This window comes from Saccharothrix sp. HUAS TT1 (assembly GCF_040744945.1).
Taxonomy (GTDB): domain Bacteria; phylum Actinomycetota; class Actinomycetes; order Mycobacteriales; family Pseudonocardiaceae; genus Actinosynnema.
Genome location: NZ_CP160453.1, coordinates 5877242 through 5901765, shown reverse-complemented (window position 1 = coordinate 5901765; position 24524 = coordinate 5877242). Strand labels below are relative to the sequence as shown.

Genomic DNA, 24524 nt, shown 5'->3' with positions numbered 1-24524 from the left:
TCACCCCCTGCCCTTGGACTTCCAGTCCAGTTCGTCGGCGATCTGGGCAGGGCTCTGCCCGGCCTGGGCGACGAACGTGCCGATGCTGACGAGCGCCCGGCCGTCGCCGCCCCGGCCCGTCCCGGGCGCGATGGAGCCCTGCGGGGCGCCGCCGTCGGCGGTCATGCCGAGCGCCACCGGCGCGATGTCGGGGGTGGCGGCGACGGCGAGCCGGTCGGAGGCCAGGCCGACCGCGCCGACCATGCCGTCGATGCCGCGCACGAGGCCCTGGCCGATCATGCGTCCGGCCCAGGTCATGAGCTTGCTGGGGCTGGCGATGCCGAAGAAGCTCTTGACGCCGTCCCAGGCGGACTGGACGAAGCTCATGATCTTGTCGCGGATCGCGCCGCCCATGTTGCCGATGCCCCGTACGAGGCCGTTGACCAGGTCTTTTCCGGCTTGAAGGAGGAGCGAGCCGAAGTCGCCGAGCGCGGACAGCACCCGCCCGGGCAGGCCGCCCAGCCACGACAGCAGCTCGCCGAGCTTGCCGACGGCGGCGTTGTAGACCGAGGCGAACCAGGCTCCGACCCGGCCTGGCAGCTCGCCGAGCCAGGCCACGGCGTCGAGCACCCACCGCACCCCGGCCCGTACACCGTCCACAATGGACTGCCAGGCTGACTTGACCCAGCCCCAGACCTTGTCCCACAGGTCTTTCGTGAACTGCGAGACGGTCTCCCAGTTCGCGATGACCAGCGCGACCAGCGCGACGACAGCGGCGATCACCCAGCCGACCGGACCCATCGCGATCAGCCACGCCGCCGCCATCCGGGCGGCCTGGACCAACGACTGCACGCCCATCAGCACCCAGCCGGCCACCACCCCGGCCGCGGTCACCGCCATGCTGGCGAGCGTCGCCGCGCCCTGCGCCACCGACCCCGCCGCGATCATCACCCACGCCGCGACCAGACGAGCGGCCTGCACGGTCGCGGCGGCGCCCATCGCGATCCACGAGGCGACCGTGCGGGCCGCCGCGCCCACCGCGGCGATGGACGCCGCGACCATGCGCGCCACGATCCCCGCCGAGGCCCGCGCGGTCGCGGCCGACGCCGCGTTGGACGCGGTCACGATCCGGAACACCGACGCGGTGAACGTGCCGATCGCGCCGACGCCCTTGAGCAGAGTGAGCGCCGCCCCGCCGACCGCCACCAGCTTGCCCGCGATCGGACCCAGCGCGATCGACCACGCCAACGCGGTGAGCGCCAGCTCCTTCACCGGACCCGGCAGCGAGTTGACCACGCTCATCAGCGTCTGGAGCGCGTCCAGCACGAGCGGCACGACCTGGCCCGCGTTCGCCGCAGCCTGGGCGAGCACATCGAACGCCCGACCGATGGCCTCCTGCCCCTGGGCGGAGGCCACCCACGCGGCCATCCGCGCGGTCAGATCCACGATCGTGGCCAGGAAGTTCGAGCCGTCGACGTTGGCCTTGCCGAAGATCCCGGCCACCACGCGACCCAGGTTCTGGCCGATCTGGATCATCTGCCGGATCGTGTCGACGCCGCGCTGGATCGTGGCGCGCATCTTCTCGGCGCCCGCCTCCGAGCCCAGGAACTCCGCGCGCGCCTTGATCGTCGCGCCCGCCATCGCGGCCAGCTGCCGCACGAACGGCAGCCCGGCGTTGACCACGCCCAGGATCGCGCCGGGCAGCGGGGCGACCGAGCCGTGCAGCTCGCGCAGCACGTCGGCCGTGCCCGCGCCGGTCTGCTCCAGCTGCCCGGCGAACATCGGCGTCGACGCGGCGGCCAGGCCCTCGCGGGCCAGGCCGTTGAGCTCGCCGGCGGTGGCCTTCAGGCCGTTGCCGAGGGCGGGCAGCGTGTTCTTCGTCAGCCCGGTCACGCTCTTGTCCAGGCCCTGGAACAGGTTCTGCTGGACGGCCTGCTGGATCGGCTTGAACCCGTCCTTGACGCCCTGCCACGCCTTGACGAACGCGCGGGCGCTGGGCGAGAGCCCTTTCAGCGCCTCGTTCAGCTTCTCGGCGTCGCCCTCGGCCGCAGCCTTCATGGCCTCGCCGACACCCTGCGTGCCGATCTTCACGGTCTGCATCGCGAAGGCGATCGCGCCCAGCACCGCGGGGATGGCCAGCAGCGCCCCCGTGGCCGGGCCGACCGCCTGGACGATCTGGGCCGCCTGCAGCGCCAGCATCGGCAGCGTGGACTTGCTGCCGATCGCGCCGACCAGGTTCCCGAGCGCGGTCATGCCCGCGTGGGCGCGGTCCAGACCTCGGTCCCACTGGGATCGGTCGATCTTGAGGTAGCCGACGAGGGTGCCGATCGTGAGCGCCACCGGTCACCCCCTCGTCTACATGCGGTTGACCAGCGCCGAGACCGCGACCACGCCGCGCACCTCGGGGGGCTGCTTGGACGCCCACTGCCGCCAGCGCGACTGGTCGGACAGGCCGTTGAGGAAGAACAGGAACTCGCGGCGACTCAGGCCGGGGATGTCCTTCGGCGCGATGCGGTACTCGCGCTGGAAGTCCGCGACGAGGAGCGGCCAGCCGCGCCGGACGCGCGAGTCGCCGAAGACGCCTTTGCGCGCCGGTCCGCCCGGTTCGGCACCGGCGCGGCTTTTCCCTCGGCGTCCGCCGCGGCTGCCTCGTCGGCCAGCTGCTTGGCCTCGGCGAACGTCGTGGGCTTGCCCTGGCCGTTGGCGTAGCCCCACATGAACAGCACCTGGAACTGGCGGCCGGTGCAGCCGCGGGCCTTCCAGGTGTCGAGCACGTCCTGGCCGAACAGGATGCCCACGAGCTTCTTGACGTCCTCCTCCTTGGAGGACTTGCCCATGGCCTCGACCAGGTTCTCGAAGTTCAACGGCAGGTCGGTCGGCACCTCGACCGTGACGCCGAAGATGGTCTTGGTCTCGCGGACCTCGCCGGCGGTGGCGTCGCGCCAGAACGCGGCGAAGTCCTCCTCGCCGAACTGCTCGTCCGGCTCGGGAGCGGTGCTGGGGGAGAGGTTCTTGGTCACGTCACACCACAGCCGCGGTGGTCGACGAACCGGAGCGCTTGATGGTCATGCCCCACGACGTCTTGTCGTTGTTGCCGCCACCCTGCTCACCCGCGCTGAACGTGGCCTTGGGCCACACCCTCCAGGTGGTCTGGAGCGGGTGCCGGAACCGGACGGAGCCGTGCGACTCCGGGCCCTTCTTCGTGGCCATGTCCTCGCACCGCGCCTGCCCGGGGTCCGGGGCGCCGGTGATGCTGTCCAGGGTCTGGAACCCGGACAGCTCGGCGGACGCGCCGCGCTGCATCTTCTCGTGCTCGGCGTCGCCGTCGGACTCGTAGACCGTGGTGTCGGTCTCTTCCTCGTCCTCGCTCGGGTTCATCGTGATCTCGTTGAGGTTCGAGATCCCGAGCCAGGTGGTGTCGTCGTCGTCCAGGACCTGGAAGATCAGGTCCCTGGCGTTGACCTTCTGGGGCGCCATTCGCTCCTCCGGGGCATGGCAGGGACCCGGCGCGCGGTGCGGGCCGGGTCGAGGTTGAACAGGGGTCAGGCGCGGCCCGGTGTGGGCCGGTGCACCTCGGAGCGGAAGTTGAGCGTCCACTCCGGGCGGTGCTTCTGGTCGGTGCCGATGTCGATCGGGCCGGACTGCAGGCCGATCAGGTCGACCATCCACGTGCCGCCCGGCAGCGCCCGGGAGTGCAGGCCGTGCAGCTCGTCGTAGACGCGCTGCGCCAGCGCCTCGCCGAGCGCGTAGTCGGTGTGCGGGCCGCGCACCCGAAACTGCAACCGGATGTCGTCGTAGCCCAGCTTGGCGTCGGACTCGCCACCGGCGTAGCGGGCGATGGCGACCGCCAGGTCGGGCTGGTCGGGCAACCGGCCGAGGAACAGGCTGCCGCCCGTCGACGTCGGCCGGTAGGAGCCCAGGCCCAGCTCCTCGGCCAGGCGGGCGTACTCCTCCAGCAAGGTCACGTCAGGCTCCGCCGGATCTGGGCCGCGATCAGCCCGTTGACCGTGTCGGCCTCTTCCTCCATCGGCCGTTCCAGGTACTTCGCGGTGCGGCCCTCGTCGTGCTGCCACGTCAGCTCCTCGTGCTGACGTGCCGCGTACTTGGTGTCGTAGGAGACCGCCCCGGTCAGGGCGGTCGCGTCGACGCTGGCCACGCCGGAGCGTTCCAGCGTGGCCTCCTCCAGCGGGACGACCGCGCGGGACGCGCCCAGCACGTGCTCGGTGCCGAGCTTGAGGCCCTGGACCGCGCCCTTCTCCATCTCGGCGGTGACCTTGGCGCCGTTCCAGTCCATCTTGGTCGTGAACGTCACGTCAGCCTCACCTCCACGTGGTCGATCTCCTCGGCCGTGCCGGAGTCGCGGTCCTTGACGGTGATCACGAACGCGGTCCGGCCGTTGGTGGTGACGCGCGACTTCGGCGGGGCGACGGTGCCGGGCCGGGCGTAGAGCGTGCACTCCGACACCACCAGCTCGCCGAGCTGGTCGCGGACCTGGCGGCGCGCGTCCTCCCGGAAGCACGGCACCGTGACCGGCGCGCCGAACGCCGGACCGGTCCCGGCCTCGCCCTCGTACGGCTCGACCACCGCGGTGTGCACCAGCAGCTCGTCGGGAATCGGCGCCATCAGCCCCACCATCCACCGGTGCTCGGCTGCCCGCTGAGCAGGCCCGCGAGCCGCAGGTGCCGGACCGCGTCCGGCGCGTACCGCCCCGCCCCGCCGTCCGGGCTGGAGCCGCCCGCGGTCTTGGTCAGCGCCAGCGAGCCCAGCTTCACGCTGGAGTAGCGCGGTGGTGCGCCGGTCGGGCTGGTGCCGGTCTCGGCCCACCACCCGACCTGGGCGCACACCGCGTCCCGCAACGCCGCGACCACCGTGGGGTCGGTGGGCAGCCCGTTCGTGTCGACCTCGTAGACCGCGGTCAGCAGCAGCTCGTCCACACGCTCGGACGCGCGCGCGAGGCTCCAGGCCGCGGCCGCGCCGGTGGGCAGCGTGACGCCCGGGGGAGCGCCGTACCCGGTCAGGTCGGCCTCGGTGGCGTAGACCCGGCCCACGGCTACGCGCTCGTGCCCAGCAGCACGATGTCGTAGTCGACCGCGCTGCCCGCGCCGGAGTTGACCAGGTCGAGCAGGTCACCGGTGCCCGCGGTGACGGTGACCCCGGCGCCGGGCGCGACCCACACGAACGTGCCGCCCGGCAGTACCGGGCACGCGTCGCCGGCCGCCGAGAACAGCGGCACCCCGTTGGACGCGGGTCGGGTGACGACGACGTTGTTGGTGTTGGTCGGCTCGGCGTACACGATGACGGCCTTGAGCTTGACGAACGTCAACGAGTTGTTCAGCGCGTCGGTCAGGCCGCCGCCGGCGAGGTCGAGCGAGGTGGTGCTGGACGCGGCGATGCTGTTCGAGTCCTGGAACACCTTGTCGGCCTGGTTGGCGCCGGTGCCGTTGAGCAGCGGGATGGACTTCGCGTAGGACAGGGGCACGGCCGCCGCGGACAGGTCGAGCTGGTTGGACAGCTCGGCGAGCACGCCGAGGTTGATGCGCGAGTTCAGCGTCACCTACGCCTCCTTCTTCGTGTCGGCACGGCGAGGGCCGACGCGGGGCATCGGCATGACGGGCGAGGGCTCCGTGGACGGGGCCCCACTGGGCGGGTCGGCGGGCGGCGGGTCCTCGCCGTGCGGGTCGGCCTGCTCGACCTCGCCGCCCTGGACGCGCCAGCCGCCGGCGCTCTCCAGCACCGCTACGCCGAGCCGGGTGTCCTCGTGGTCGCCGGGGACGGGGGTGACCCGCTCGACCACCCGGCCCTGGTCGTTGACGCGCTCGTAGGTCGTCACAGCACCTCCAGCAGGGGTGGGTCCGCCCCGGCCGCGCTCTCCCGTTCGCGGCCGGGGCGGGGACTGGTCAGCTGACGATCGCCAGCGGGCACTTGGCCACGGCGGTCCGCGTGCCGGTGGTCGCCGGGGCGACGTCACCGGTGGCGGAACCGAACGTGAAGCCGAGCGGCTTGCTGCCGGTGTGGACCGCGCCGGACGCGGTGACGATCGGCGCGCAGCCGATCAGCGTCTGCACGGTGGACGCCGTGGTCGAGGTGGCCACGATGTACCAACCGTCGGCAGTGATCGTGTACGGCGCCGTCAACGCGAGCTTCCGCGCCGTGTTCGCCGCCCACGCCGTCGCGCCCTGCCCGGCGGACTGCGCCAGCAGGTTCCCCGACGCGTCGTACAGGGCGTGCCACCCGGCGGTGCCGGTCGCCAGCGCCGTGGCGCCCGACACGAACGACAGGCTGGTGACGATGTCGCCCTTGCGCAGGAACACGAAGGTGCCGATCGCGACACCGGTGCCGGTCGCCGCCAGGTCCGACGTGCACGCCCACGCGGGGATGTTCGACCGGACGAACAGGTCCTGGTCGACGCCCGGCAGGGCGTTGTAGGGCTGGTCGAACGCCGGGCTGTCGGCGACGACACGCGGGTAGCGGCCGTGAGTGATGCCCACTTGCTACGCCTCCTTCGAGTACTGGTCGGCGAGCTGGTCGCGGGTGAGCTTGTCGGCCTCGTCCCGGTCGGCCTTGCGGTGGTTCACCGCGAACTCCAGCCAGTCGGCCTTGGACGCGGACTTCGCCGGCGGCTTGACCTCGCTGCCGTCCGACTTCTCGCCGTCGCCGTCGCCGGGGTTGGGGTTGGGCGGGGTCGGCGGCGCGGCGGGCGGCTGGGTGGCGCCCTGGTCGCCGGTCAGGCCGAGGACGGTGGCCTCCAGCGCGACGCGCCCGTTCGGGGTGCCCACCGGACCCTCGGGGCGGTCCACCTCGGACGGGCTGTCGATCTCCTCGACCTCGTAGGCCTTGCGCCGGAAGTACGCGAGGGCCGTGACGGCGGCCGGGTTGCGGGTCGCGCCGTCGGGCCGGGGCGCGTCGGGGTCGACGGACAGGGTGGCGACGCCCTGGTGGAACCGCACGTTGGCGACGACGCCGCTGAACAACCGCTCGGGAGCGGTGATCTTGTAGTGCTGGACGGTCATGACCAGCCCCTCTCAGGCGACCTTGACGTTGCGGAGCACGCCGCAGGACTTGGTGTTGCGCAGGACCATCGCGCCCGGACCGATCTCGATCTCGCCGGACTTCACCGCGCCGGGCGCGGTCCAGTCGGGCAGGTAGGTCTCGATCAGCGGCTTGCCGGCCATCGCCGCGCCGTGGAACGAGTCCAGGCCGAACGACACCGCGTAGAGGTCGGTGAGGTTGGCGATGTTGCTGCCCGCGCCGCCGCCGTCGGGGTCGCGGGTCTCGATCGGGATGATCGGCCCCGTGCCCAACGACTTGTCGCCGATGTCGACCAGGGTCCACGGACCGTAGGTCTCGATCTGGCGGCCCAGGTTGTCCTTGGTGTTGGTGTAGCTGCCGGCCCACCGCGCGAGCGCCCGCATGCGGGTGATGGACTTGGTGTTGCCCAGGATCGCCCGCACCCCGGCGGGCAGCGCTCCCGGAGCGCCGAGGTCGCCGCCGCCGACCTTGGACGGAACGATGGTGGACAGCCAGTCGTCCACGATGTCCAACTGGATGTTCGCCTTGGCCTGGGTGTCGATGGTGCCCGGCGACCAGTCCGCGTACGCCGTGCCGCTGGCGTTCGGGATGTACTCGGTGGTGCTGCCGGTGAGCAGCTTGTCGAGGCCGTCGAACCCGGAGTCGTCCACGGCGACGTCGCCGGTGATGATCTCCTCCTGGAGCCGGATCGTGGCACCGGTCAGGAGCTCCTGCATCTGGAACGTGAGCTCGTTGGTCTGCGCCGGGCCGAGGCTGCGCAGGACGCGGTCGATGGCGAACGCGCCGCCGAAGGGCTTGAGGCTCACGGTGCGCTGCTCGCGGCGCGCCGAGTCCGCGGAGTACTCGGTGTTGAGCCGCCGGAACTGGCCCGACCGGGCCTGGGTGAGCAGGGTGAAGCCGTAGACGAGCGAGGCACCGCCGGTGCCCGGCGTCGCGGTGTCGTCCCACACGATCTGGTCCCACAGCCACGAGTACTGGCGCAGGTTTCGGACGACCGCGTGGTCGATGTCGGCGCGGGCGTTGATCTCGGCCTGCGCGAGGGTGACGGGCATGTGCCTCTCCTCGGAGTTTGTTAGGTCTGTCGGGTGGCCGCCTGGACGGCGGCGAAGAGGGATCCGGAACGGGCGGGCGCGCCCTGACCGCCGGTCATCCCGTCGGGCCCGGACCGCTTCGGCGGCGTCGGGCCGGGGTCGGCCTTGAGCTTCGGGTTGGCCGCGATGGCGGCCTGGATCCGCTTGTCGAGCTGGGCGGTGAAGTCCGCGTCGTCCGGGTCGACGTCGGTGAGGTCGTCGAGCGAGTTGACGAACGTCATCGAGTCGAGCAGGGCCGTCGCGTCGGCGCCGTGCTTGGGCGCCAGCTGGTGCAGTTGCAGGTGCACGCCGCGCGTCCACGCCTTGCTGTTGGCCTGCTCCAGGCGCGCGGTGATCTCCTCGGGCTTGACGTCCTCGGTGCCGTCGGCCTTGAGGCCCAGGGCCGCCAGGACGCCGGCCAGCTTGGCCTGCTCGGCCTGGGTGGCCTTGTTGTTGTCCTTGGCCCGGTTCTCCCACTTGCGGGCCTCGGCCTTCCAGTCCGTGCCCTGTGCAGGGTCGGCCGGGGGCGTCGGGTCGGTCGGCGGGGCGGGGTCCGTGGGCGGGTTCGCCGGGGGCGTCGGGTCCGTCGGGTCCGCGGGCGGCTGGTCGACGGGCGGCGTACCGGTGGGGTCGGTCATCGTGTTACTCCCATGCGGGCGTGCTCGCGCGCCCGTGCGGGCTGCGAGCGGGTGAGGGTGTGGAGAGGTGAAGTGCGCGCCGTGCGGCGTCGTCACTTCTTCTTGGATGCCTTGGCCAGGCGTGCGGCAGCGCCTCGGTCGCCGAACATGATGCGTGCGGCTTCCTCGCGGCTGATCCGGCCTGCCGAGGTGAACCCGCCGCCCTTGGCGGACGGGTTGAGGACCGGCGCGGTGGCCGGTGTGGACAGCCGCTTGCGGGCTGTGCCGGTCGACGCCGTCTTGGCCTTGGGCTTGGGGGCCTTCTTGGCCTTGTCGGCGGCGGACATCTTGGCGAACGCCGCGCGCTGCGCGGCACGTGGCAGGCTGCTGAACGCCGCCACGCGACCACCTCCTTGTCGGGGGTCGGGTGGCGACGGACGGTCAGTCGACCGGGTCGCTGGGACTTTCGGGGGTGGGCCGGTCTTCGAGCACCGGGCCGGCCGGGGGCTGCTCCGGGACGGACGACAGGTCGACCTCGACCACGATGTCCGCCCACCGCTCGAAGATGGAGACGGGCTCCACGGGTGTGGTCACGGGTCGATCACCTCCACGTCCAGGCGGCGGATGCCCGCGGCGTCGACACCGTGGTCGGCGACCACGCGGTACCGGGTGTCGCGGGACACCAGCACCTCGGCCTCCAGGGCGATACCGACGGCCTTCTCTCCCGGCTCCGCCATGTCGGACAAGCGTAGACCTCGGGCTCCCTTGGGCAGCACCAGACGCATGATGACCTGGTCGAACGACTGGTCGGCGAAGTTCTTGGCTACCCGCTCGTCCACCGTGGTGCTGCTGTAGCCCTTCTCCACCCACTCCAGGCCGGTGACGTCCACCGTGTTCCACGACGCGCCGAACACCCGGCCGGGGCTGGTGATGCCGCGGTGCGCCGCCACTGCGCGCGGCAGCGTCGACTGGGCCATGGCGTCGTCGATCCGGGACACCGCCGTGGTGCTGGCCGGACCGGCGCCCGTGCGCAGCCACTGGTTGATGTCCTGGTACCCGGAGCCCCGGTACTTGATGACGGCCTGAGCGACGCGCTCGGCTCGGACCCGGTTCCACCCGGCCGGGGTGGGCACGAGCTGCCCGCCCTCGCCGTCGTCCTCGTAGGTGAGCTGGATCGGCGGGGTCTCCAAGCCCTCCTGACCCTTGGCCGCGGTCTTGTGCTGCTCCAACCACGCCGTGTGCCGGGCGGCGTGCTCGCGCAGCTCGGCCAGGCGGTCCACGAGGTCGCGGCGGCGGGCGATCAGGGTGTCGGCGACCTGCTCGGGGAGACCCGAGTCGGTGACGATCTCCCGCACGCGGGACTCCGGGACCTGCTCGACCCGGGCCACAGCGGAGACCAGCTCGGCCGGGGTCATCCCGCCGAACACTTTGGCGGCCTGCGGCGCCCGCTTCGGGTCGCGCAGGCTCAGCCACTCGTCCACCGTGGACCCGAACGCATCGTTCTTGGCCTCGCCCATCGCCCGGTACAGCAGCGACCCGCCGAGGTCGATCCGGACGGCCTGGCCCGACTTCGTCCGGACCACGTTGTCGAAGTTGGCTCCGACGATGTCCCAGTTCGCCAACCACGCGTCCACGCCCATGCCGTCGCGCAGGGACTCCCGGACGGTGTCCGGACCGGACACGCGCGCACCCTGCACGATCCGGGACGCGGTGTGCGGCCCGTCCGGCAGGTCCGGGGTGCCGCGACCGAGACGCACCTCGGGCACGTCGATCCCGGCCGCCCGGTACAGCGCGGACGCCGCGACCTCGTTGGCCGCGTGCTGCTCGGACCGCTGGGCCTTGACGTACCAGCGGTTGCCGTCGGCGTCCTCGTAGGTGCCGCCGGGGTTGGAGCCGCCCTGCTCGCCGACCCGACGAAGCTGGCTGAAGTCCCCGGCCTCGACACCCTCTGGCTTCTCCGGCTTGGGGTCCGGCTTGACCGGCTCCGGAGCGGGCTTCGGCTTGACCGGGGCGGCCGGGGCGGGCTTGGCCTGGGGCTCCGTCTCGACCTTCGGCTTCGACTCGGGCTTCGGTTCCGCGACCGGCTTCGGCGCGGGAGCGGGCTTGACCGGCTCCGGCTTCGTCGCGGGCTTGGGCTTGGGTGCAGCCTCGGGCTTGGCCTTCGGCTCCGGCTTGACCGGGTCGGGTGCCGGGACGGGCTTCGGGGCAGGAGCCGGCTTGGCCTTGGGCTTCGTCGTGGCCGGGATCTCGGGCGTCGGCTTCGGTTCCGCCTTGGCCTTGGGTGCGACCTTCGCCGCGGGCGCAGGCTTCGGCTCGGTCGCCGCAGCGTGCGCTGTGGCCGACGTCGTGCTGGGCTTCGACGCGCTGCCGGATCCGCTGTCCAGCGTGAGCTGGACAGCCGGGCCGATGGCGCCCGCTTGGTCCGTGCTGCCCTTCGGCGGGATGTTGCCCGCGCCGATGGCCTCGCGGTAGGGCAGGCGCTTGAGCTTCGGGTTGGCGGCCAGGTGCTCGCGCATCGCCGCCTGCGCGGCCAGCTTCTTCCGGGTGGCGGCCTTGCGCTCGACCTCGCCGAGCGCCGCGACCTCCTCGGTCTTGGCCTCCCGGATCGCGCGCTCGATCGCCCGCTGCTGCTGCCGCGCCTTGTCGCCCTCCGGGTCCGCGGTCGGCTGCGCCGCGAGCTTCGACACGCCGGGCAGGTACGCGGAGACGGAGTGGCGGCAGTTCGGGTGGAACAGGCCCTCCAGCTGGGCCTCGGCCAGCGTGGCGACGACGTCAACGAGAACCTGCTCGCCGTCGTTGATCGCGTGTTCCACGCTGATCTGCCCGGTCGGCCCGGACAGCGCCAGCACGCGGCCCTCGTACGGGCGGCACAGCACGCACTCCTGCGGGCTGTTGGACACCATGACGAGGTCCACGCCCATGCTGTCCAGCCGGTCGGTCTGGCCCTGCACGGCGGCACGCTGGGTGACCGTGCGCACGGTCATCTCCACGTAGGTGGACAACTTCCAGCGCTTGCCGCCCTTGTCCGTGAAGCCGGTGATCCCGCGCTTGAGCAGCGCGTTGTAGGCGGCCTGGGACGCCTGGCGCCGGGTTTGGACGCCGGTGACGGTGCGCGCGGTCGCCGCGGTGATGACCGCCCGGTAGACGTCGAGGACGTCGCGCAGGATGTTGCGGGACTTCTCGCCGATGTCGCTGTACACGGCGTTGGCCAGGGCCTCGACTGCGGCGAAACCGGTCAGCTCCTCGACCGCCTGCTGTGCCTCCTCGGCCACGCCGGAGGAGGGGAACCACTGCTTGGGCAGCTCGGCCAGCGCCGAGGTCCAGCCCTCCCGGAACGCCGCAGCCGCCGCGTCGCGCACCGCGCCGGGACCGGCGGCCTGGAGTCCGGCGATCACGGCCTGCGCCGAGCGGCGCAGCTTCCCGATCGCGGCCAGCTTCCGCTCGGCCCAGGCGGGGGCCTGCATGTCGCTGTCCAGGTCGCCCTGGAGGTGCTTGGCGACCAGGGCGGTCAGGGCGGTCTCGGCCTCGCGGTAGATCGCGGCCACGGTGGCGGCGATCTCGTCCAGCCGTTCGGGGTCGACCGCCACGGGGGATCACCCCCCGTCCGCCTCACGCCACGTCGAGGTCGTCCTCGTCGTCGGGGGCCTGGCCCTCGTCGTCGTCCGGCTTGGTGGTGCGGCCGGTGGCGGCGACCCGGGTGCCGAGCTCGATCGGGTCCTCACCGGTCATGGCGCCGCCCTGTTCGGCCTTGATGGCCGCGACCTCGGCGTCCACCCGCTCCTTCGGCCAGTCGGGGTTCGCCCGCTCGACCCTGGTCCGGATCGACACGGCCTCGGCGGCGTGCAGCAGCTGCAGCGTGCGGGCCACCTTCTCCGGATCGTCCGCGACCCCGTCCGGCCACTCGACGTCCGGCAGCTCCGGCGTGATGTCCGCGCCGAACCACGCCTTGTCGATCTCCTGGAGGGTCAGCGTGATGTCGGCGAGCTCCGGCTTCCAGTAGAGGATCTTGTGCCCTCTGGTGAGGTAGGAGTCACGCTCGCGGGCGGACACCTCGGTGGCGGTGGCCGCCACGTCACCGTCCAGGCCGAACGACTGGAGCGAGTAGCCCGCGCTGCGCAGCGTCTCGATCGTGATCTGGCGCGCCATCCCCAGGTGCTCCTCGACGCGGATGTCGAACTGGTTCAGCGTCAGCATGTTGCCGGAGTCCGGGCCCGGCAGCATGCTCAGCGTCGCGTAAATCTCCTGCTCGGCGTCCCACGACGCGCCCCGGCCAGGGCCGTTGCCCTGGAGGTAGACGTCGGGCACGAACGCCCGGCCCTTACCCAGACGCAGGTCCCGCATCAACGAGGTCCAGGTCTCGTCCAGCCGGTCGAGCGGGCCTTCCGCGCCGGAGATGTCCGCGCGTCCCAACGGCGCCGCGGCCGGGTTCTTGCGCCACAGCTTGTTGGGCCGCATGTTCGGCACGTAGACGACCGTCAGCCGCTTCGTGCGGGTCTCGATGCGCTCGGCCAGGTCCGCGGTGGCCTCGTACGCCTTGAGGTTGCGCGGCTTGCCGAGGGTGTCCGGCGTGCCCTCGTAGACGCCGTGCAGGATGACGCCCGGCTCGTGTCGCTCCAGGTGCCAGACGACCCGCTGGTCTTCCTGCTCCAGGATCCGCCAGAACGTCACCGCGCGGAGCACGTCCCAGCTCCACTCAGGCACGGCCTGGTCGGCGTGCGCGGCGTGCAGCCAGGGCGTGTCCCGCACGTCCTTGTCCCACACCACTCGCAGGTAGGTGCCGCCCAGACCGGCGCAGGTCTCGCCGGCCTCCAGCAGGCTCGCGTGCAGCCGCTCGAACTGTGTGGCAAGGCGCTTGGCGGTCGGCGCGTGGTCGACCTTGAGCTGCGGAGGCTCCGCGAACAGCAGCCGCGTCGACTTCTGCGCGATGTCGCCCGCGAGGGGCATGTGCAGCCGTGACGGCACCTCGCCCAGGCTGGTCGGCGCGCCCCAGAACCAGCGGGACACCTTGCCGACCACGCCGCCCCGGTACTGGCTGGGCCGGTTACGGACGCGCGCCCGCGAGGTCGAGTCGAACGCCCGCCCACTGCCGGGCCCGCCGTAGACGTCGGCCAGGTGGTCCGGGTCGCCGGTGTACCAGGCGTCCCAGGAGTCGAGCCGGGCGAACACGTCGTCCAGGGCCTTCGGGGGCCACGCCGTCTTTCCGCCTTCGGGCAGCGGCACGACTCACCCCCTCATGGTGTCCAGGCGCTCCCAGCGCGCACGGCACTGCCGGGCATCGGCCAGCGCGTCGTGCGCGTTCTCCGGCTCGTCCTCGGGGCCGAACTTCCACCCGAGCTGGGAGGCGTACTGCTGCACGTCATGGGTGAACATCGGCAGCCCGGCCGGGAGCGCGATCATCGGGCCGAACAGCTGCGCCAGCGCCACGTGGTCGTAGGCGGCGTAGTCGGCCCACAGCTCGATCCGCGGGTTGTGCACGCTGGGCGCGGTGAGGAACCCGGCCACCGCGCGGGCGAGCTGTGCGCGCGGGCGCACGGCCGGGTGGTCGACGTCCAGGTGCCCGACGCCGGTGCCGTTCCCTCCGCAGCGCAGGCAACGCCGCCCGGGCGGGCAGTGCTTGACCGGCAGGTGCGGCCACACGTTGGTCCGCAGCCAGTCGTTGCGCAGCAGCTTGCCCTGGTCGAAGTCGGCCGAGATGCCGTAGAACTCGCGGTCGTCCTCGGCGACGATGCCGATCGACACGAGGTCGATGGTGACGCCGTCCTCCACGAACTCGCAGTCGTACCAGAACTTCACGGTCGCTCCTTGCTGGTCGGGCCGGTGACGTCGACGCACATCGGCACCATGGCGCCGTACAGCGACACCCAGACGTGGCCACCGGCGGTCAGCTTCTCCAGGTCACCCGGCTCCAAGGCGCAGCGGACGTTGAACCGGTTGACCGCCTGGTCGCCGATCTGGACCTGGTCGACGATGACCTCCAGGGGCTGGATGTCGGGGTTGGTCAGGTCGCCGTCCGGCGCGGCCAGCACGACACGCTTGCCGCCGGACCAGACCGCCTCGGCGGGGATGGACGTCGGTCGCACGGTTCACCCCTTGATCGGTATGACCGCTTCGGCCTCGACGGTGCCGCGCGGCTCGCGCATGGTCGCGTCGCGGTCGAGGTAGCGGCAGGTGATCGAGGTGATGCCGAGGTGGACGGAGCGGAGCCCGTCCTTGGGGATACCGAGCGCGGCCAGCGCGGCCTCGACCTGCTTCCGCTCGATGTCGGCCGGGAGTTTGTCGGGGACGGTGGCCATCAGACCCGCTCCGGCCAGTGCCAGGTGCCGGGCACGTGCTGAGGGCTGTAGTCGACCTCGTTGAAGAACATGCCGGTCGGGTTGAAGATCGCGAGGTGGCACACGGCTTGCATGTCGTCGTCCGCGTGCTCGGGCGGCGCGTAACCGGTGACCTCGGTGATGATCGCGGCGCGGCACTCGCTCGCGTACGCCTGCGAGCCGTCCTCGCGGGGTGGCGTGCCGTGGCTGACGTAGTGGACGACCCGACCCACGGCCGGCTTCGGCTTCTGGTTCGGCGGGTCCACGCGCAGCACTGCGGGTTCGGCGGCGGGCTGGTCGTGCTCGGTCATGGGGTGCCTTCCTGCTGGTCGGTGTAGGTGTCCTGGCGTCGCCACACCACAGCGGTGGTGCCGTCGTGGACCTCGGCGGCGGCCGGGTCCTCCCAGTCGGTCCACGACTCGGTGGCGGCCGGGTTGAGCCGGCGGACGCTGATCGTCCCGTCGGGCCACTGCACGCCGTCCGCGACCTTCTCGCCGTCCAGGCCGTCCGCGTGGAGCACGAACAGCCGCGGGATCTCGTCGGGGGTCACGCTGCCTCCAGGAGTTGGTTCTGCCAGACGGCCTGGGTGGTCTTGATCGCGTACCGGCCGCCGTCCAGCGAGTGGTCGCCGAGCTTGATCGGCTTGTCCTCGCCCTTGAGCGCAGCCTTGGGGTCCCACGAGTAGCCGGGGACTTCCTCGATCCACCCCTCGCACGACTCGTGCACCAGCAGCAGCCCGGCGTTAAGCAGCGACGCGATGAGGCGGATGCCGTCGATCACGCTGTTGTCGCCGCCGCGCGGGGTGACGCCGTCGCGGTAGAGCTGCTGGATGAAGCTGGCCGCGCTCGGGTCGACGATCGTCCACTCGGGCTGGATGCCGAGGTCACCGAGCCAGGAGCGCAGGCGCGCGGAGTACTCGGCGTCGGTGAGCGCGCGCTGCCGCCGCTTGCTGTCCCAGCGCCACTCGTTGGTCAGGTACAGCCGGCCGTCGGCGCCCAGGCCCAGCACGAGCCCGGCGAACGGGTTGGTCGTGCCGTAGTCGATGCCCAGCGCGATCCAGCGGACGATGTGCGGCATGTCCTTCGTCTTGACGACGTGCCGCTCCGGGTCCCACGCCTCGTAGATCGCGCCTTCGGCCACCACCCACTGGCCGAGGATCATCCGCTTGTACCAGAGGCCGATGAACTGGCGGCGGTACCGCTCCTTGACCCGCTCGGACAGCGACGGGTTGTCGTCCAGCAGGAACTTCCAGGTCTTCCAGTCGCTCAGCCGCCCGCCGGAGCCGGTCTGGTCGATGTAGTCGGCCTTCAACCAGTGGCGCGGGTTGTCGGGGTTGGTGTTCCCGAAAATCTGGGCGCCGTCCGTGCTGCACCGGCTCAGGAGCTGGTCGTTGAAGCTTCGCGGCATCAGCGACCACTCGTCGACGTACGCGCCGGCGGCGGTCAGGCCGCGAAGTCTCCCCTCGGCGCGTTCGTCGTTGAACGTGATGACCTCGACCTCGCGGCCGAGGATCCGGGCGGTAGGCGCGCCGCGTGTGTAGGACACGCTCTTGGCGATCTTCGACCCGAACAGGGGGTGTTCCCTGAGCGGGTTGAAGATGTTGCGGGTCGCGGTGTCGAACGTCTTGGCGCACACGATCAAGTCGCCCTTGCGGGGTGCGCTGTTGACGAACTTCAACCACCGGAACAGCCCGGACGCGGTCTTGCCCGACCGCACGCTGCCCTCGGAGAGGTTGACGAACTGGTTCGAGTTGACCACGTAGTCGATCTGGCGGTAGCTCAGCGGCAGTTTCCGCAGGTCGATGTGGTCGCGGAGGATGATCACGACGGGCCTCCGGGGGTCTGCTCCGGGTGCTCGCGGTGGTACTGCTCCCAGGCGCCGGTCAGGGCCTCGTACAGCTCGTCCACCATGGCCTTGGCGTCGTCGACGTCGGAGCCGCGGTCGTGCTCGTCCAGGCGCAGGCTCGCGTTGACGGCCTGGACGATGCTGGCCATGAGGTCCCGCTTGTCCCGGGCGGGCGGCTCGGGGACTTTGCGTTCCTCGTAGCTGTTGTCCTTGCCGCCGAAGCTGAAGATCACGGCGGGGGCGAACAGCTGGCCGCGCAGCTTCTGGGCGTCGTCCAGCAGGCCCTGCATGATCGCGGCCCGCTTGGCCTTGGCGTCCTCGACCTTGGCGGCCGTCGCGGCGGCGGTGGTCTTGCGGTCGAAGCCGAGGCCGAGCCGGCCGCACCACTTGCTGATGGTGGCGGAGCTGCGGCCGAGGTCGCGGGCGATGTCGTTGCGGGTCGCGCCCTGGCTGTGCAGGTCGCGGATGCGCTGCTTCTCGGTGTCGGAGAGGGGGCCGGTCGCCACGGCGGCCACCTCCCCCGTACCGCGTGGGGCGTCCGGTCAGGACACGGCGGTCCAGAGCACCCAGGACGTCGACGCGGCGCTGGCCATGACGACCGAGGCGGGCAGGCTGGTCTGGCCGGTACCGCTGGTCATCTGCCGGTGGGCGCCGGTCGAGACGCCGGCGGTGAGGGTGCCGGCCACGGCGATGGCCGAGCGGGCGAGCTGCGGCAGCACGCTGCCGTTGACCAGGACAGCGACGTAGTAGACCCCGGCGGCCAGGTCGGCCGGCGCGGTCAACGCCATGGGCTTGAGCCCGCTGGTGACCCACACGGTGGCCTGGTCGGCGGTCTGGGCAAGCAGCGCGCCAACCGTGTTGTAAAGGCCAGCCCAGCACGCGCCCGCGGTGAGGCCGCTGCCCGCGGTGGTGACGCCGAGGTACACGGTGGACACCGTGGCGGCGGCCGGGACGGGCACGCGCACGAGGTGCAGCACCCCTGCCGTGAACGTCACGCCCGACCCCGTGTTGCTGGTGGCCTGGAGCGCGTCGACGGAGACGCCGGCCAGCCCGTGCGGTGGCGCGGCGCGCTGCTCCAGGACGTCGATGCGGGCCAGGGTCGAGGCGCGTTCGGCGTGGATGTGGTCGGCGCGCGCCGGGAACGGACTGGATCCCGTGGTGTTGGAGCTGCCGACCGGGCGGGGGAACTGGCCGGTGACCGGCAGGGCCAGCATCGGCGGGGCGGGCAGATCCAGGCGCGCGGCGGCGAGCGCGGCGACGGTGCGGGCTCGCGCCGTGGCGTCACCGCGCACGGTGGCCGAGACCTCCAGGTGCAACCACGGGACGCCGATGGCGTGCGCCTGGTCGCCCTGCACGTTGGTCAGGCCGGTGAGTCCGGTCCCGCTGCCGCTGCTGTCCCAGCCGCGCGCCACGCCGGCGGCGAACGCGACGTCGGCCAGCTCCTCGGCGGCGCGGCGAGCGGACTGGCCGGCGTTGCCGCTGCCGGTGGCGACGATGTGCGACAGGCCGGGCGCGGACGCGTCGGCGAACCCGTGCAGTTGCACCCCGGGGACGCCGCGCGTCGTGTAGGCCGCGACGATCTGGTGGAACGTGCTGGCGACCTGCTTGCCCGGGTCGGCGAGCGGGTAGCCGCCCTGCTGCTGGCCGGTGGCGTCGCGGTGCGCGCCCGCGATCACCAGCAGCGCGCCCTGCACGGCCTGCCACAGCGCCAGCCCGATGGTCTCGCTGTGCTGGTCGGCGACCGGGTGCGGGCACTGGATGGTCAGGCCGATCGGGCGGGACCGGTCGACCAGCACCGCGCCCCACGTCCGGTCACCGGTAGTCGGCCACACGGCGAGGGCGTAGGGGCGGCCGGTCGCGGAGTCCACGCCGGACGACACGGTCGCGCCGAGCGGGCCGAGCAGGGCGGCGGCGTCGGCGCCGAGGGCCAAGCGCTCAATGCCGAGGACCGCGTCGACGGCCTCGCCGGCGGTGGGCTCCCGGTAGGACTGGTCGCTGTCGATGCCCGCGGCCCACGTGGTGAGCCACGCCTCCAGGTCGGTGGTGCCGGTGGGCACCAGCTCGTAGCGGACGTCGGCCTCGGCTGCGGTGAGGTACTGCGGGTGCGGGTCGGCGGCGGCCTCGTGGGCGAAGAGCTGCGCCAGGGTCGCGTACGTCTCCAGGCCCGCGGAGGGCACCGCGCCGAGCAGGTCGACGAACTCGACCGTGCCGCTGCCGCTGGGCACCTGGACCAGGTAGGTGCCGCGCAGGACGTCGGTGTCGATGGTGACGGTGTAGGCCCAGTCGGCGGGGGACTCGGCGGGGTCGTCGGTGACCGGGAGGTCGACGATGACCGGCGCGCCGGCGAGGGTGATGGGCTTGTTCGCCGCGCCGTGCAGGGTCTTGGTGGCGCTGCCGCGCAGTGGGTGCGGCACGGCCCACAGCATCGTGCCGGTGGCCCAGGTGCCGGTGAGCTTGTTGTCGATGGCGATCCGGACGGAGCGCACGGCCACCGGGCACCTCCTTTGCGCGAGGGGGGTGGTCGTAGCCGCGCTCCGCCGCGGTGCAGCGGCTACGACCGGTTCCCCGCGCACCCCTGCGGGGGAGTTCGGCGACGGCCCGTTGCGGCCTGGATCTTGCCGCCCGGTTTCCGCCTTGCCGGTGCGCCCGTACCCGGCAGCCGTGAGGCTGGGGCGGTCCCGCTGGCCGACTCGTCGTGCCCCCGGCTCGTGGCTGGGGAAGCTGGCGGCAGGCGGTTGCCTAGGACCAACCTGCCGTCACGGTCCTCGCGGATACCGCGTCTCGGGCCGGAGCGTCCGACTGTCGGTCGGTGCGCGTCGCCCCAGCGGTCGAGACCTCTTGTCCGGCCTGGGCCGGTGGAAAGGGTGAGGCCCCACCGCCGGGGGTTGGCGGTGGGGCCTCGTGGTGCGCGCACCGGCGCAATTTGGTAGCTGGTGGCCGAGTCCTCATTGCTCCTGGGGGAACCAGCGCCAGCGGTTCCCACGGGCCTAGACCGGTGTGGCAGTAGCTGGCGTACCGCGTGGCCGGTGTGCGCTCCGACGACCAGGACCAATCAGGACTCGGACTTGGGCGGGCACAGCTCCGCCCGGTGGAAGCGTTACATGCAGGTCAGGCCATGGTCAAGTCGCCTTGTCTGAGGCGGTCCAGGTGGCTGGTCAGCTCGACCAGGTCGTAACCGGGTCCGCGGCTGAGGTGGCGGTGCTTGATGACGCGGAGCCGGGTCGGGGTGATGCTGACCCAGTACGGGTCGCCGGTGCGGTGGAACTCGGCCAGCAGGGCGTGCTGCACGTCGGCGAGCGACACCCTGCCGGGCGGCAGCGGGGTGGTCATGGCGTCCAGTGTGCCTGTCCGGGCGCGCCAGGTCAGTCGTCGTCCAAGCCTGCGAGAGTGCTGACGATCTCCACTGCGTTGCGGCGGGCCATTCCGGCGGCGGCGCCGAGCTGGTCTCCGGTCGCGCCGGCGGCCTTCGCCATGACCATGGCGCGGTTGCGGCGGTCACGCAGCTCCTGGACCTGGCGTTCGGCTTCGGCGAGTTCGGCGGCGAGCCGGCGGACCAGGCCGAGTTCGGCGGGCGGCGGTGTGGGCTTGCGTGGCATGGGTGTCTCCCTGCATCCTGGTGTCGGATCTCTTCCCGGCCCCGGCGGGCGTGCAAGGCCCGCCGGGGCTTCTTCGTGCGTGGGGTCTGTGGGAAGGGGACCGGGCCGCACCCGGAGGTGTGGCCCGGTCGAGGGATCAGCCGAACAGTCCGCCGGCCGCCAGGTTGCTGACCGAGGTGCGAACCTCGCTCACGCCGACCTTGGTGTGGTAGCGGACGTCCGTCGGGTTGGTCTTGCCGACCCAGTTGTAGCGGTCGCCGATGATCCGAACCCGTTCGCGGATCTTGTCCTTGTCCGTCTCGGCCTCGATGGTGCCGGGGGTGACGAACACCTGGACGGTGATCGTCCGCCCGATCAGGGCCACGGTGTAGACCGAGTTGCGGGGCAGCACGCCCTTGCGTCGGTCCACCAGGAGATCCCGCAGGATCCGGCCGCACACCACTTCGAGCTCGTCTTCCAAGCTCTCGGTGTAGAACGCGCCGTACCAGCGGTCGTCCCTCAATCCGAAGTCCATGGACTTGGATCCTTCCCACTATTGAGTTGACCCCGGGGGGCGGTGCAAGCGCCCGGTTTCCGGGGCTGTCCGTTTCGGACATCAATAGTATGACCCACACATCTCACTATCGCAAGCAGACAGTGGGATGCGCGGGTCACAGTTGGGTTGCGGTGCGGTCAGCCGTCCCCGGCCGCCAGGCGCTCGGCGCGCTCCCGCGCCAACTCCCGCGCCCGCTCGGCGGTAGAGGCGTAGGCCACCAGGTGCCGCACGCGGGGCCTGTCCAGCAGCGCGTCCAGCCGCTCGGCATCCTCGTCGCGCGCCACCCGCTCAGGCCACGGGGCCGGCGCGTCGACGTCGACCAGCCGCACTGCGCCCGCCAGTCGCTCCGGCTCGCCGACGTCGGGGGTGTAGCCGTCGACCAGCCGCGCCCGGCACGCCCAAGTCGCCACGACCCGCACCCGCCCCGGATCGACCGCTGGCACCGGTTGCACGTCGTGCCCCTCGCCCAACTCGGCGCACAGCCGGTCGGCGGCGGGCCGGTCGTCCAGCACGGCCAGCGGCTCGTCCGGCGTGCGCCCGTGGCCGCGCCGAATGATCACCCACCGGGTTGCCGTCTCGTCTGCGTCGTTCACAGCGTCCACTCCTGGCGATAGCCGCGTTGGTTGCGGTAGGGCAACGTCAGGGCCAGCACCGCGTGACCCAGCTCCTGGCGCACGAGGTCGATCCCGGGCGTGTCGGCGGGAGCGCTGGCCAGGCTCTCCCACTGGTCGAGGATCGCGCGCTTGGCCGCGACGTCCGCGAGCAGTCGGGCCGGGGACCAGCGCGACTCCAGGTGCTCGATCGCGTGCGACATCGCCTGGGCGGTCTGTTCGTCGCGCGCGAGCTGCCCTCGCAGCCACGTCACCAGGTCGTTCACGGCTTCCACTCCTCGCGGTAGCCGGGGCGGTGCTGGTACGCCAGGGCGACGAGCGCGCGGAGGTGCGAGGCTCCAACCTCGGCTGCGGCGGTCACCGAGGGCACCAGGGCCGCGAGGTCGGCGGGCAGTTCCTCGGCGAGCATTGCGACCTGAGGGCGGGCCATCGCGTCGGCGTAGTCGAGGATCGCGGTGTGCGCCTCGCACTGGGCGAGCGCGGCGCGCGGCTCGTTCAGGGCGGCATGGCGGGCGTCGGCCTTGATCTCGAAGCGGGCGACCTCGCCGCCGTTCTGGTCCAGGAGGTAGTTGTCCTCGGCCAGCCACGGCCGGTCCAGGGCTTCTCGCGCCCACATCTCGGTCACCGCGATCTGCTCGCGGAGCCACGGCAGCTGGTCGACGTTCACTCGACGCCGCCGAACCCGCGAGGCTTCCAATGGCGGACCGGGCGCGGCACGTACGCGACGAACTCGCCGAGTGCCCAGGTGAGCGGGCCGACGCGGTCGCTGGTCTCTTGGTGGACGGTGCACTCCGGACCGGCCTCGTCGTGGGCTTGGCGCTCGGTGGCCCAGTCGCGGCCGGTGGCGGTGCCGTCGGGGCCGCGCTCGTACCAGGGCAGCAGGTCGGCGAACGCGGTCACCATCGGACCTCGATCGCGACGTGCTCCAGGCCGCCGTCCTCGAAGTCCAGGTAGCCGTCCGCCGACGGCAGGTCGATGATGCGCCGGCTCGTGGCGATCTTCACCGTGGCGGGCCCGCGCGTGCGTACGAGCGCGGCGAGCCGTTCGAGGGTCCGGGCGAAGTGCTCCACCTCGTCCGGGGTGTCGAGTCGCATCGTCGCTGCGCCATCGGCCAGGTTGAAGGTGGAGGCCGGGTAGAGCGGGTCCGGCCCGGTGAGGCGGCAGGCCTGCCCGTCAGGGGTGTCGTCGGCGATGACGTTCATCGGCGCACCGTACGGGTTGCGTTTTGCTGGGCTTCACGCTCGGCGCGGGCCTTGGACCACGGCGTGCAGCGGCCGAGGTGCCAGGGCAGGGACACGCAGCGCTCGCCGTCGGGCAGGCCGCGCCCTGGGCACGGGGTCAGGCCGTCGCCTGTGGCCAGGTCGCCCATCGTGAAGTCGGCGTACATCGCCCAGCGCTCCAGCCACGGCGTGGACTCGCGCGGGTCGGTGACGAGCCGGACGGGGATCTGGTCGAGCGGCGGGCAGCTGGTGCTCACGGCGTCCCACTGGATGCGGGTGAGCGTGATCTCCTCGCCCGCGCGTGCCCGCGCGTCGAGCACGTCGGCGAGGTCGGCGAGGTTGAACGGCGCGTCGGTCACTTGCGCCTCACGAGGCGGTAGCGCTGCATCGAGCGGCCGAGGTGGCGGCGGGTCGGGTCGGCCACGACGAGGTGGGCGGCGGGCCAGCCGTTGCGGTCGAGCGCGAGCAGCTCGTTGATGACCGTGGCCTTGTGGACGTCCCAGACGTCGAGCGCGGCTCCCTTGCCGCCGGGCACGACCTCATCGGCGGTCCAACCGCAGGCGCACGCGACGTCCCAGCCGCCGGGCTTGGTGTACCAGCCGTGCTTCTTGGGGTCGTGAGCGGTGATGCGCTGCCCGTGCCCGCGCGGGGTGGGCACCTGGTCGGGGTTGAGCAGCACGGTGACCCAGTCGCGCGCGCCGACCTCCAGGCGGGACGGGTAGTCGCGGTTGAACGGCTCGGCGCGCACGGTGCGGGCGCGGCCGTCGACGAGCAGGTGCGCGATGGCGAAGCTGCTCTGGCCGTCGGCGTCGTCCACGACCACGCGGTCGCCGAGGACCAGTTCGTCTGCGCGCGTGGGTACCTGGATCGCGTAGGCGGGCACGCGGTCGCGCACGATGGTGACGTGGTCGGTTGGGGTGCTCAAGATGCCTCCTGGTGGGGTGCGGGGGGCGTGTAGGCGAGGCGGGCCAGCTCCAGGCCATCGTAGGACCGGCCGCACGTCGGGCAGGCTCCGCCGCGGCCGGGTCGGGGCATGACGGTGCCGCCGCAGGTCTCGGTGCGGCAGGGGCCGAGCGGGGTGGGTGGGGCGTCGTGGGCCTGGCGGCGGATCTGGCCGTGGATGGTGCGGATCATCCCGACGTAGTCGGCGGCCCAGAGCTGCCAGCAGCACCACTCGGTGTGGATCCACAGGTAGCTGGCCAGCACGTCCAGGGTGTACGGCCTGGGCACGATGGAGCCCATGACGGCGGCCCGGTAGCGCTCCTCGGCGACGTACTCGGCGACGCGGTGCAGCGAGCCGGTGATGGACAGGACGGTCTCGTCGGCGTCGTCGTCGGGCCCGGCGCCGCTGGCGTGGCTGCGGGGGTCCAGGGCGACCACGATGTCCAGGTTCATCGGCGGGCTGGAGCGGTAGCCGCGGGGGCCGGGCAGCGGGTCGAGGCCGCGGCTGCTGGGGGTGAGGGTGGCGCGCAGGACGTCGCGGTAGTCCTGCAGCTCGCGCAGCCGGCGCTGGGTGCGGACGGAGCACGCGGGGCAGGCGTAGCGGAGGCTGGTGCTGGGGTCGCCGCAGACGGGGCACGCGGTGGTGCTCAAGGGGTGCTCCTCAGGTGGTGATGGTGGTGCTGGTTGGGCGTGCCCCTGCCGGGATTCGAACCCGGACCGAAGCCGTTTTTAAGACGGCCGCCTCTGCCGTTGGGCTACAAGGGCTGCT

36 protein-coding genes and 1 tRNA gene are annotated in these 24524 nt (G+C 72.2%); all 37 read right to left on the bottom strand.

Going from position 1 to position 24524, the window contains the following annotated elements; genetic code table 11:
* Nucleotides 1-2319 (bottom strand): hypothetical protein, encoded by a 2319-nt coding sequence (locus tag AB0F89_RS26600; RefSeq protein WP_367128331.1) that lies wholly within the window; start codon nt 2317-2319, stop codon nt 1-3.
* A gap of 143 nt (nt 2320-2462) precedes the next feature.
* Nucleotides 2463-2999 (bottom strand): hypothetical protein, encoded by a 537-nt coding sequence (locus tag AB0F89_RS26595; RefSeq protein ID WP_367128330.1) that lies wholly within the window; start codon nt 2997-2999, stop codon nt 2463-2465.
* Between the two features lies 1 nt (nt 3000).
* Nucleotides 3001-3456: a hypothetical protein gene (locus tag AB0F89_RS26590; RefSeq protein ID WP_367128329.1), complete on the bottom strand. Its 456-nt coding sequence runs from the start codon at nt 3454-3456 to the stop codon at nt 3001-3003.
* 65 nt (nt 3457-3521) lie between these two features.
* Nucleotides 3522-3944 carry a minor capsid protein gene (locus AB0F89_RS26585; protein WP_367128328.1) on the bottom strand — a complete coding sequence of 141 codons (423 nt, stop codon included), beginning with the start codon at nt 3942-3944 and terminating at the stop codon, nt 3522-3524.
* Nucleotides 3941-4291, bottom strand: a complete 351-nt coding sequence (locus AB0F89_RS26580) for a hypothetical protein (RefSeq protein ID WP_367128327.1) — start codon at nt 4289-4291, stop codon at nt 3941-3943. The genes AB0F89_RS26585 and AB0F89_RS26580 overlap by 4 nt, the downstream gene beginning before the upstream one ends.
* Nucleotides 4288-4602 (bottom strand): hypothetical protein, encoded by a 315-nt coding sequence (locus tag AB0F89_RS26575; protein WP_367128326.1) that lies wholly within the window; start codon nt 4600-4602, stop codon nt 4288-4290. Before AB0F89_RS26575 ends, AB0F89_RS26580 begins: the two co-directional genes overlap by 4 nt.
* Complete coding sequence (locus tag AB0F89_RS26570) at nt 4602-5027, bottom strand: hypothetical protein (protein WP_367128325.1); 426 nt, start codon at nt 5025-5027, stop codon at nt 4602-4604. Before AB0F89_RS26570 ends, AB0F89_RS26575 begins: the two co-directional genes overlap by 1 nt.
* Before the next feature lie 2 nt (nt 5028-5029).
* Nucleotides 5030-5533, bottom strand: coding sequence for a hypothetical protein (locus tag AB0F89_RS26565; RefSeq protein ID WP_367128324.1), 504 nt, complete (start codon nt 5531-5533; stop codon nt 5030-5032).
* Nucleotides 5534-5809 (bottom strand): hypothetical protein, encoded by a 276-nt coding sequence (locus AB0F89_RS26560; protein WP_367128323.1) that lies wholly within the window; start codon nt 5807-5809, stop codon nt 5534-5536. It abuts the gene before it with no gap.
* A gap of 67 nt (nt 5810-5876) precedes the next feature.
* On the bottom strand, nt 5877-6467 hold the full coding sequence (locus AB0F89_RS26555; RefSeq protein ID WP_367128322.1) for a hypothetical protein: 591 nt from the start codon (nt 6465-6467) through the stop codon (nt 5877-5879).
* Nucleotides 6468-6470: 3 nt separating this feature from the next.
* Complete coding sequence (locus tag AB0F89_RS26550) at nt 6471-6989, bottom strand: hypothetical protein (protein ID WP_367128321.1); 519 nt, start codon at nt 6987-6989, stop codon at nt 6471-6473.
* 12 nt (nt 6990-7001) lie between these two features.
* Entirely contained in the window at nt 7002-8060 is a 1059-nt protein-coding gene (locus AB0F89_RS26545) for a major capsid protein (RefSeq protein WP_367128320.1), read from the bottom strand.
* Between the two features lie 20 nt (nt 8061-8080).
* Nucleotides 8081-8716 carry a hypothetical protein gene (locus tag AB0F89_RS26540; protein ID WP_367128319.1) on the bottom strand — a complete coding sequence of 212 codons (636 nt, stop codon included), beginning with the start codon at nt 8714-8716 and terminating at the stop codon, nt 8081-8083.
* 92 nt (nt 8717-8808) lie between these two features.
* Nucleotides 8809-9096, bottom strand: coding sequence for a hypothetical protein (locus AB0F89_RS26535; RefSeq protein WP_367128318.1), 288 nt, complete (start codon nt 9094-9096; stop codon nt 8809-8811).
* A gap of 40 nt (nt 9097-9136) precedes the next feature.
* Nucleotides 9137-9289: a hypothetical protein gene (locus AB0F89_RS26530; protein WP_367128317.1), complete on the bottom strand. Its 153-nt coding sequence runs from the start codon at nt 9287-9289 to the stop codon at nt 9137-9139.
* Complete coding sequence (locus AB0F89_RS26525) at nt 9286-12282, bottom strand: phage minor capsid protein (RefSeq protein ID WP_367128316.1); 2997 nt, start codon at nt 12280-12282, stop codon at nt 9286-9288. The genes AB0F89_RS26530 and AB0F89_RS26525 overlap by 4 nt, the downstream gene beginning before the upstream one ends.
* A 22-nt stretch (nt 12283-12304) precedes the next feature.
* Nucleotides 12305-13915 (bottom strand): hypothetical protein, encoded by a 1611-nt coding sequence (locus AB0F89_RS26520; RefSeq protein WP_367128315.1) that lies wholly within the window; start codon nt 13913-13915, stop codon nt 12305-12307.
* A 3-nt stretch (nt 13916-13918) separates the two neighbouring features.
* Nucleotides 13919-14488: a hypothetical protein gene (locus AB0F89_RS26515; protein ID WP_367128314.1), complete on the bottom strand. Its 570-nt coding sequence runs from the start codon at nt 14486-14488 to the stop codon at nt 13919-13921.
* Nucleotides 14485-14775, bottom strand: a complete 291-nt coding sequence (locus AB0F89_RS26510) for a hypothetical protein (RefSeq protein WP_367128313.1) — start codon at nt 14773-14775, stop codon at nt 14485-14487. The genes AB0F89_RS26515 and AB0F89_RS26510 overlap by 4 nt, the downstream gene beginning before the upstream one ends.
* Before the next feature lie 3 nt (nt 14776-14778).
* Nucleotides 14779-14988 (bottom strand): hypothetical protein, encoded by a 210-nt coding sequence (locus AB0F89_RS26505; protein ID WP_367128312.1) that lies wholly within the window; start codon nt 14986-14988, stop codon nt 14779-14781.
* Complete coding sequence (locus AB0F89_RS26500) at nt 14988-15317, bottom strand: hypothetical protein (protein ID WP_367128311.1); 330 nt, start codon at nt 15315-15317, stop codon at nt 14988-14990. The genes AB0F89_RS26505 and AB0F89_RS26500 overlap by 1 nt, the downstream gene beginning before the upstream one ends.
* A complete protein-coding gene (locus AB0F89_RS26495; RefSeq protein WP_367128310.1) occupies nt 15314-15556 on the bottom strand; it encodes a hypothetical protein in 243 nt (80 codons plus the stop codon). The genes AB0F89_RS26500 and AB0F89_RS26495 overlap by 4 nt, the downstream gene beginning before the upstream one ends.
* Nucleotides 15553-16830 (bottom strand): PBSX family phage terminase large subunit, encoded by a 1278-nt coding sequence (locus AB0F89_RS26490; protein ID WP_367128309.1) that lies wholly within the window; start codon nt 16828-16830, stop codon nt 15553-15555. Before AB0F89_RS26490 ends, AB0F89_RS26495 begins: the two co-directional genes overlap by 4 nt.
* A complete protein-coding gene (locus AB0F89_RS26485; RefSeq protein WP_367128308.1) occupies nt 16827-17357 on the bottom strand; it encodes a helix-turn-helix domain-containing protein in 531 nt (176 codons plus the stop codon). Before AB0F89_RS26485 ends, AB0F89_RS26490 begins: the two co-directional genes overlap by 4 nt.
* A 36-nt stretch (nt 17358-17393) precedes the next feature.
* The gene (locus AB0F89_RS26480; RefSeq protein WP_367128307.1) at nt 17394-19343 is read right to left on the bottom strand and encodes a hypothetical protein; all 1950 of its coding nucleotides are present in this window, start codon (nt 19341-19343) and stop codon (nt 17394-17396) included.
* Between the two features lie 616 nt (nt 19344-19959).
* Nucleotides 19960-20181, bottom strand: coding sequence for a hypothetical protein (locus AB0F89_RS26475; protein ID WP_367128306.1), 222 nt, complete (start codon nt 20179-20181; stop codon nt 19960-19962).
* A 32-nt stretch (nt 20182-20213) separates the two neighbouring features.
* On the bottom strand, nt 20214-20447 hold the full coding sequence (locus AB0F89_RS26470) for a hypothetical protein (RefSeq protein ID WP_367128305.1): 234 nt from the start codon (nt 20445-20447) through the stop codon (nt 20214-20216).
* Nucleotides 20448-20583: 136 nt separating this feature from the next.
* Nucleotides 20584-20961, bottom strand: coding sequence for a hypothetical protein (locus AB0F89_RS26465; RefSeq protein WP_367128304.1), 378 nt, complete (start codon nt 20959-20961; stop codon nt 20584-20586).
* A 158-nt stretch (nt 20962-21119) separates the two neighbouring features.
* Nucleotides 21120-21575 carry a hypothetical protein gene (locus AB0F89_RS26460; RefSeq protein WP_367128303.1) on the bottom strand — a complete coding sequence of 152 codons (456 nt, stop codon included), beginning with the start codon at nt 21573-21575 and terminating at the stop codon, nt 21120-21122.
* The gene (locus tag AB0F89_RS26455; RefSeq protein WP_367128302.1) at nt 21572-21859 is read right to left on the bottom strand and encodes a DUF6221 family protein; all 288 of its coding nucleotides are present in this window, start codon (nt 21857-21859) and stop codon (nt 21572-21574) included. The genes AB0F89_RS26460 and AB0F89_RS26455 overlap by 4 nt, the downstream gene beginning before the upstream one ends.
* On the bottom strand, nt 21856-22260 hold the full coding sequence (locus tag AB0F89_RS26450) for a DUF6221 family protein (protein ID WP_367128301.1): 405 nt from the start codon (nt 22258-22260) through the stop codon (nt 21856-21858). Before AB0F89_RS26450 ends, AB0F89_RS26455 begins: the two co-directional genes overlap by 4 nt.
* Nucleotides 22257-22496, bottom strand: a complete 240-nt coding sequence (locus tag AB0F89_RS26445; RefSeq protein ID WP_367128300.1) for a hypothetical protein — start codon at nt 22494-22496, stop codon at nt 22257-22259. Before AB0F89_RS26445 ends, AB0F89_RS26450 begins: the two co-directional genes overlap by 4 nt.
* Nucleotides 22490-22795, bottom strand: a complete 306-nt coding sequence (locus AB0F89_RS26440) for a hypothetical protein (protein WP_367128299.1) — start codon at nt 22793-22795, stop codon at nt 22490-22492. Before AB0F89_RS26440 ends, AB0F89_RS26445 begins: the two co-directional genes overlap by 7 nt.
* The gene (locus AB0F89_RS26435; protein WP_367128298.1) at nt 22792-23172 is read right to left on the bottom strand and encodes a hypothetical protein; all 381 of its coding nucleotides are present in this window, start codon (nt 23170-23172) and stop codon (nt 22792-22794) included. Before AB0F89_RS26435 ends, AB0F89_RS26440 begins: the two co-directional genes overlap by 4 nt.
* Nucleotides 23169-23738, bottom strand: coding sequence for a hypothetical protein (locus AB0F89_RS26430; RefSeq protein WP_367128297.1), 570 nt, complete (start codon nt 23736-23738; stop codon nt 23169-23171). Before AB0F89_RS26430 ends, AB0F89_RS26435 begins: the two co-directional genes overlap by 4 nt.
* On the bottom strand, nt 23735-24406 hold the full coding sequence (locus AB0F89_RS26425) for a hypothetical protein (RefSeq protein ID WP_367128296.1): 672 nt from the start codon (nt 24404-24406) through the stop codon (nt 23735-23737). Before AB0F89_RS26425 ends, AB0F89_RS26430 begins: the two co-directional genes overlap by 4 nt.
* 40 nt (nt 24407-24446) lie before the next feature.
* A tRNA-Leu gene (locus AB0F89_RS26420) sits at nt 24447-24520 on the bottom strand.
* Between the last annotated feature and the right edge of the window lie 4 nt (nt 24521-24524).